The organism is Mycobacterium sp. E740, from assembly GCF_001672895.1.
Taxonomy (GTDB): Bacteria; Actinomycetota; Actinomycetes; order Mycobacteriales; family Mycobacteriaceae; genus Mycobacterium.
The window spans coordinates 1-7,907 of the sequence record NZ_LZKP01000003.1 but is presented as its reverse complement, the minus strand read 5'-3'; the positions used below and the strand labels follow the sequence as shown (position 1 = coordinate 7,907).

Annotated in this window: 6 protein-coding genes; all 6 read left to right on the top strand. The window is 67.2% G+C overall.

The genetic code is table 11. The features are described 5' to 3' along the window. On the top strand, positions 1-1,433 hold a 1,433-nt coding region (gene uvrC / locus A5663_RS00165; protein ID WP_068142889.1), incomplete at its 5' end, for an excinuclease ABC subunit UvrC. Between the two features lie 11 nt (positions 1,434-1,444). Further along, complete coding sequence (rapZ, locus tag A5663_RS00160) at positions 1,445-2,344, top strand: RNase adapter RapZ (protein ID WP_197503246.1); 900 nt, start codon at positions 1,445-1,447, stop codon at positions 2,342-2,344. Beyond that, positions 2,341-3,354: a uridine diphosphate-N-acetylglucosamine-binding protein YvcK gene (gene yvcK, locus A5663_RS00155; protein ID WP_068142887.1), complete on the top strand. Its 1,014-nt coding sequence runs from the start codon at positions 2,341-2,343 to the stop codon at positions 3,352-3,354. The genes rapZ and yvcK overlap by 4 nt, the downstream gene beginning before the upstream one ends. Continuing rightward, positions 3,351-4,328, top strand: coding sequence for a DNA-binding protein WhiA (gene whiA / locus A5663_RS00150; protein ID WP_156744213.1), 978 nt, complete (start codon positions 3,351-3,353; stop codon positions 4,326-4,328). Before yvcK ends, whiA begins: the two co-directional genes overlap by 4 nt. 112 nt (positions 4,329-4,440) lie before the next feature. Beyond that, positions 4,441-7,074 (top strand): adenylate/guanylate cyclase domain-containing protein, encoded by a 2,634-nt coding sequence (locus A5663_RS00145; RefSeq protein WP_068142890.1) that lies wholly within the window; start codon positions 4,441-4,443, stop codon positions 7,072-7,074. Further along, positions 7,071-7,907, top strand: an 837-nt coding sequence (locus A5663_RS00140) for an adenylate/guanylate cyclase domain-containing protein (protein ID WP_231976636.1), incomplete at its 3' end; no start/stop codon positions are given. The genes A5663_RS00145 and A5663_RS00140, both read left to right, overlap by 4 nt.

The following is a 7,907-nucleotide window of genomic DNA, read 5'->3' as shown; positions in this document are numbered from 1 at the left end:
GTGCCGACGAACACCGGCAGATCGTGCTGGACTTCTGTGACTTCCTGGCGGGCAAGACCGACCGGCTGGTCCGCGACATGGAACAGCAGATGACCGAGGCCGCCGAAGAGCTGGACTTCGAGAGAGCCGCGCGCCTCCGCGACAACATCGGCGCTCTCAAGCGCGCGCTGGAGAAGCAGGCGGTGGTCTTCGGCGACGGCACCGACGCCGACGTGGTGGCGTTCGCGGACGACGATCTGGAAGCGGCGGTGCAGGTCTTCCACGTCCGTGGTGGGCGGGTGCGCGGCCAGCGTGGGTGGATCGTCGAAAAGTCCGGAGAGCCGGGCGAATCGAGCCAAGAGCGGTTGGTGGAGCAGTTCTTGACCCAGTTCTACGGTGATCAGGCCGAGCTGGACGGCGCCAGTGACAGCGGCGGGGACGAGTCGACCAACCCGGTGCCACGTCAGGTGCTGGTGCCGTGCCTGCCGGGCAATGCCGACCAGTTGGCGGATTGGCTTAGCCAGTTGCGCGGGTCTCGGGTGTCGTTGCGGGTGCCCCAGCGCGGGGACAAGCGCGCTCTCGCCGAGACCGTCCGCCGCAATGCCCAGGACGCGCTCACTCAGCACAAGCTCAAGCGTGCGGGTGATTTCACCGCGAGAACCGCTGCGCTGCAGAGTATTCAGGACGCGCTCGGGCTGGCCGACGCGCCGCTGCGCATCGAATGCGTCGACATCAGCCACGTGCAGGGCACCGACGTGGTGGCCTCACTGGTGGTGTTCGAGGACGGTCTGCCGCGCAAGTCCGACTACCGGCACTACGCGATCCGCGACGCCGCAGGTGAAGGCCGTTCCAACGACGTCGCGTCGATCGCCGAGGTGACCCGCAGGCGGTTCTACCGTCACCTGCACGACATTCAGCACCCGACCGAGCTTGCGCCGGAAGGAAAGTCGCGCAAGTTCGCCTACCCGCCGAACCTGTTCGTCGTCGACGGTGGTGCCCCGCAGGTCAATGCCGCCCAGGCGGTGCTCGACGAACTGGGCATCTCCGACGTCGCGGTGATCGGACTGGCCAAGCGGTTGGAAGAGGTGTGGGTTCCCGCCGAACCCGACCCGCTGATCATGCCCCGCAACAGTGAGGGCCTCTACCTCCTGCAGCGCGTGCGCGACGAGGCGCACCGCTTTGCGATCGCGTATCACCGGAGCAAACGCTCCAAGCGGATGACCGCCTCGGCACTGGACTCGATTCGGGGGCTGGGCGAGCACCGCCGCAAGGCACTGGTCACCCACTTCGGCTCGGTCGCGCGGCTCAAGGAGGCGTCCGTCGAGGAGATCACCGCGGTACCGGGCATCGGCGTCACCACGGCCAGGGCCGTCCTGGAGGCGCTCGGCGTACCGGCCGAAAGCGACGCGCCCGCGGTGCCGATCGGCGATGATCAGCGCAGGGTATCGGGATGACGGACCAAGGAATGCGTGAGGACTTTCGCGACGACTCGAGCACCGACTCGGGTATCGACGTGGTTCTCGTCACCGGACTGTCCGGTGCGGGCCGGGGCACGGCGGCCAAGGTGCTCGAGGATCTCGGCTGGTACGTGGCGGACAACCTGCCGCCGGAGCTCATCGCGCAGATGGTCGAGTTGGGGCTCGCGGCCGGTTCGCGGATCACCCAGCTGGCAGTCGTGATGGACGTGCGTTCGCGCGGTTTCACCGGTGACCTCGACTGGGTGCGCAGCGAGCTGGCCACCCGCAACATCACGCCGCGGGTCGTGTTCCTGGAGGCGTCGGACGACATCCTGGTGCGCCGCTACGAGCAGAACCGGCGCAGCCACCCGCTGCAGGGCAATCAGACTCTGGCAGAAGGCATCGCCGCTGAGCGTGCCCTGCTGGCTCCGGTACGGGCGTCGGCCGATCTGGTGATCGACACCTCGAAGCTGTCGGTGCCCGCGCTGCGGGAGAGCATCGAACGCGCCTTCGGCGGTGAGACCGTCGCGCACACGAGCGTCACGGTGGAATCGTTCGGGTACAAGTACGGACTGCCGATGGACGCCGACACCGTGATGGACGTGCGGTTCCTGCCGAATCCCCACTGGGTGGACGACCTGCGACCGCACACCGGCCAGCATCCGACGGTCCGCGACTATGTGCTCGGGCAAGCGGGTGCGGGGGATTTCCTGGAGACCTATCATCGGCTGCTCGACGTGGTCATCGACGGATACCGCCGCGAGGGGAAGCGCTATATGACCGTCGCCATCGGATGTACCGGCGGCAAGCACCGGAGCGTGGCGATCGCCGAGGCGCTCGCGGCCCGGCTGGAGGCGGACGGCGACCTGACGGTGCGGGTGCTGCACCGGGATCTGGGTAGGGAATGAGCCCACGCATCGTCGCATTGGGCGGCGGACACGGCTTGTACGCGACGCTGTCCGCCGCTCGCCGGCTCACCCCGCACGTCACCGCGATCGTCACCGTCGCCGACGACGGCGGCTCGTCGGGGCGGCTGCGCAACGAGCTCGACGTGGTGCCGCCCGGCGACCTGCGGATGGCTTTGGCGGCGTTGGCATCTGACAGCCCGCACGGCCGGCTGTGGGCGACGATCATCCAGCACCGCTTCGGCGGCAGCGGCGCGCTGGCCGGCCACCCCATCGGCAACCTGCTGCTGGCCGGGCTGAGCGAAGTGCTGGCCGACCCCGTGGCCGCGCTCGACGAGCTCGGCCGCATCCTGGGCGTCAAAGGCCGCGTGCTGCCGATGTGCCCGGTGGGGCTGGGAATCGAAGCCGATGTCGCCGGCCTCGAGGCGGACCCGCGGATGAGCCGGGTGATCCGTGGGCAGGTGGCGATCGCCACGACCGTCGGGAAGGTGCGCCGGGTGCGGCTGCTGCCGGGGGACCCGCCGGCGACGCGTCAGGCGATCGACGCGATCATGACCGCCGACCTCGTAGTGCTCGGACCTGGTTCGTGGTTCACCAGTGTCATCCCGCACGTGCTGGTGCCCGAGATGCTCGCGGCCCTGCAGGCGACCACCGCCCGCCGGGCGCTGGTGCTCAACCTGGTCGCCGAGCCGGGGGAGACCGCGGGCTTCTCCGTCGAGCGCCACATCCACGTCCTGTCTCAGCACGCGCCGGGGTTCACGGTGCACGACATCATCGTCGACGCGAGCCGCGTGCCCAGCGAGCGTGAACGCGAGCAATTGCGGCGCACCGCGACGATTCTCGATGCCCGAGTTGAGTTTGCCGAGGTATCCAGACCTGGTACACCTTTACATGACCCGGCGAGGTTGGCCGCGGCTCTGGATGGGGTACGCCTGCGTGGAGCGGCGCCACCGTCGCCGACCGTGCCGACGCCGACGATGAACGGACCGAGAGGTGACGACCCGTGGCGATGACAGCCGAGGTCAAAGACGAGTTGAGCCGGCTGGCCGTCAATTCTGTCACCGCGCGCCGCGCGGAGGTGGCCTCGCTGCTGCGTTTCGCCGGCGGGTTGCACATCGTGTCGGGCCGAGTGGTGGTCGAGGCCGAGGTCGATCTGGGCATCATCGCCAGGCGGCTGCGCAAAGACATCTACGACCTGTACGGCTACAGCGCGGCCGTGCATGTCCTGTCAGCCAGCGGTATCCGCAAGAGCACTCGATACGTGGTGCGGGTGGCCAAAGACGGCGAAGCGCTGGCGAGACAGACAGGTCTGCTCGACCTGCGTGGCCGGCCCGTTCGCGGCTTGCCCGCCCAGGTCGTCGGCGGCAGCGTCGCGGACGCCGAAGCCGCCTGGCGTGGGGCGTTTCTGGCGCACGGATCGCTCACCGAACCGGGCCGCTCGTCGGCGCTCGAGGTCAGCTGCCCGGGCCCCGAGGCGGCGCTGGCACTCGTCGGTGCGGCCCGCAGGTTGGGGGTGAGCGCGAAGGCACGCGAGGTGCGCGGTACCGACCGAGTGGTGGTGCGCGACGGCGAGGCCATCGGCGCGCTGCTCACCCGGATGGGCGCGCAGGATACGAGGCTGACGTGGGAGGAGCGCCGGATGCGTCGCGAGGTGCGCGCGACGGCCAACCGGTTGGCGAACTTCGACGATGCGAACCTGCGCCGTTCGGCGCGGGCGGCCGTCGCGGCCGCGGCGCGAGTGGAGCGGGCGCTGGAGATCCTGGCCGACACCGTCCCCGACCATCTCGCCGCGGCGGGCAAGCTGCGCGTCGAGCACCGGCAGGCGTCGCTGGAGGAGTTGGGCCGGTTGGCCGATCCGCCGATGACGAAAGACGCTGTGGCAGGGCGTATTCGGCGACTCCTGTCGATGGCCGATCGCAAGGCCAAGCAGGACGGTATTCCCGACACGGAGTCGGCGGTCACGCCCGATCTTCTCGAAGACGCCTAGTTTCGGCTGCCCAGCGGCCAGTCATCGCACGCATTTCAGCGAAAAACGTGTGATAAGTGGCCGCTCGGCTGACACTTCATTAGTGACCGCGGGGGACCCGCCCACCGGAGTCGTGACGTTCTTGTTCACCGACATCGAGGGCTCCACTCGTCGGTGGGAGTCCGACGCGGATGCCATGCGCGTGGCGCTTGCTTGCCATGACAAGGTGTTGCGGTCGGCGATCGAGGCGCACGACGGATTCGTCTTCAGCCACAGCGGCGATGGCGTGGCCGCGGCGTTCGGCTCACCGGCCTCCGCGGTAGCGGCTGCGATCGATGCGCAGCGCGAGTTGGAATTGCCGGTGCGGATGGGTATTGCAACCGGCGAAGCCGAGTTGCGGGACAACGACTACTTCGGCACGGTGCTCAACCGCGCGGCGCGGGTGATGGCTGCGGGGCACGGTGGACAGATCCTGGTGGCCGATTCGACGGCGACTCTGCTCGGCGGAGTGGAACTGGTGGACCTGGGACCGGGGCACCTGAGGGACGTGGCGAACCCGATCAGTTTGTTCCAGGTCCATGCACCGGGACTGCGGTCGGAGTTTCCGCCCCCGCGGACATTGAATGCCAGTCCAGGAAACCTTCGCAGTCAGACGACGAGTTTCATCGGTCGTGGGTCCGAGATCGTCGAGATCGATGCTGCTATTCGGGCTCATCGTCTCGTCACGCTGACCGGAATGGGCGGGGTCGGGAAAACCCGGCTGGCGATTGAGGTCGCCACTCGCATCGCCGATGAATTCCCGGATGGGGTCTGGGTTTTCGACCTCGCTGCGGTCTCCGATCCTGCGGCGGTCCCGGACGCTGTGGCCGCGGTCCTCGGTGTGACTCAACAGCCAGGTCGCAGCCTGACCGATTCGGTGGCCGCCGCGCAAGAGGGCCGGATCCGCTTGTGGGTTGTCGACAACTGCGAACACGTGCTCGATGCCGCAGCCGATGTAATCGAGGCCGTGCTGGCTCAGTCCGCGACCGTGAGGGTGCTTGCCACCAGCCGGGAGGGATTGGGCGTCGGTGACGAACAGATCTGGCCGGTGCCCGCTTTGGACGTCGATGCGGGGGTTGGTTCCCCGGCGGCGGTGCTGTTTGCCGAGCGTGCCCGCGCGGTTGCGCCGCAGTTCTCGATGCCTGATGAAGCGGAGGCAGTGGTGGAGATCTGCGGTCGTCTCGACGGGATCCCGCTCGCCATCGAACTGGCCGGCTCGCGCATGGCGTCGATGACGGCGACCGAGGTGCGCGAACGCCTGAATCACCGGTTCCGGCTGCTGGTGGGGTCGCGGCGCGGCTCGCGTCGGCATCAGACGCTGCGTCACGCAGTCGCCTGGTCATACGACCTCCTCTCGGAGGACGAGAAGTCGCTGTTGGCGAGGTGTTCGGTGTTCGCCGGCGGGTTTGACCTGAAAAGCGCCTGCGCGGTCGCGGCATTCGACAATGTCGACGACTACGCCGTACTCGACGGGCTCGACGCACTGGTGCGCAAGTCCTTGCTCGTCGCCGGCCGATCAGCAGGGCGGACCCGGTACTCCATGTTGGAGACCATCCGCCAGTTCGCCGCAGAACAGCTTGCCGCCTCTGCGATAGCCAACGAGGTTCAGACGGCCCACCCTCGGTATTTCGCGCAGCGCCAAGCCGAGATTCTGGCGCTGTGGGACAGCCCGCGCCAACGCGACGCCTACGACTGGTTCAACAGCGAGCTCGCAAACCTGCGAACCGCATTCCGGTGGGCCGCCGACCACGACGACCTGGACACCGCCGCGACCGTCGCCACGGACGCAGCGCTACTCGGCTTCTGCTTGGCGATTTACGAGCCGGTGGCCTGGGCAGAGGAACTGATCGAACCGGCCGGCACTGCCAACCATCCGCTGCTGCCTAATCTCTGTGTCACAGCATCTGTGTGCTGGATGGCGGGACGGATCGAAGAGGCGTTACAGTACACCGAAGTCGCCCAATCTGTCCTCGCCGACAGCTACGATCCACTGCCGTTCGGGATTGAGAACTGGCTCGGGTCCGTGTACCTCGCTGTGGGCCAACCCGAATTGTGGGCCGAATCGTGTCGCGCGCAGCTGGAACGCCGGCGAGACGGGCATGTTTTCGTCAGGGGAAGTCAGATCTTCGGGCTGGTCTTCGCGGGGGCCCATGACCCGGCAATGGTTGCCGCGCACGGCATGGTCGAAGCCGCCGAGGCTACTCGTAATCCGTTCATGGTCTCATTCGCGCTGAGCGCCTACGGTTTTGCGTTCAGCAAAGCAGATCCAACGCGTGCGATCGACGCCCTGCGCCGAGGACTGGCGATCGCCCATGACAATGGCATTCGCTTCAACGAGTCGGTACCGGCTGTCGGACTGGCCCGCCTCGAGGTTGAGCAAGGCGACACGAGGGCGGCGTTGGATCACCTCACTCTTGCGATCCGGTCATACCACGACTCAGGCAACACCAGCAGTGTCTGTACGCCTCTGGGGATTCTGACGTGGCTGCTCAACCGCCTGGAACGAAATGAGTCGGCGGCCGTGATAGCCGGTTTCATGCTCAGTCCCCTCGCTCTGTCGGTGGTTCCCGAATTACCCGCGGTGATCGTCCGTCTACGCGACGCCCTCGGTGACCGAGCGTATGAATCCCTTGTGACCAGGGGTGAGGCGATGACCACGGCGGAGGTGGCGGCATACGCCTATGATGAAATCGACGAGGTACGAGCTGAATTCGACCGATCACCATGAACGCACCCTCGGGCGTCGTGACATTTCTGTTCACTGATATCGAGGGTTCGACCCGCCTATGGGAGGCGGATCCGGATTCGATGCGCACAGCGCTGGCCGCCCATGACAAGGCCCTGCGGTCGGCGATCGAGGCGCACGACGGGTTCTTGTTCAGCCATTCCGGCGATGGGGTGGCCGCTGCGTTCGAATCGCCGGGCGCCGCCGTCGCGGCGGCCATCGATGCGCAGCGTGAGTTGGAATTGCCTGTGCGCATGGGAATCGCAACCGGCGAGGCCGAGATCCGCGACGGCGACTATTTCGGCACGGTGCTCAACCGGGCCGCACGGGTGATGGCAGCGGGCCACGGAGGGCAGATCCTGGTGGCCGAATCGGCGGCGGTTCTGCTCAGCGGGGTAAAACTGCTCAACTTGGGACCGCGTCGATTACGGGACGTGACAAATCCGGTCACCGTGTTCCAGCTGACGGCGCCCGGTTTGCAGCGCGAGTTTCCGCCGTTGCGAACAGTCGATCTGATGCTGGGCAATATGCGTCCCGCAGTGTCCAAGTTGATCGGCCGTGAGGCGGAAGTCGCCGAGGTCGTAGCGGCAGTGCGTGAGCGCCGAATTGTCACGCTGACCGGAGTCGGTGGAGTGGGAAAGACCCGGCTGGCGTTGGAGGTCGCTACGCAGCTTGCCGATGAATTCCCGGATGGTGTATGGATCTTCGAGCTAGCCGCGGTGTCTGACCCTTTGGCACTACCCGATGCGGTCGCCGCGGTATTGGGCATCACGCAACAGCCGGGAAGAAGCGTTGCCGAGTCGATAGCTGCGGCGCTCGATGGCAGGGTCCGACTC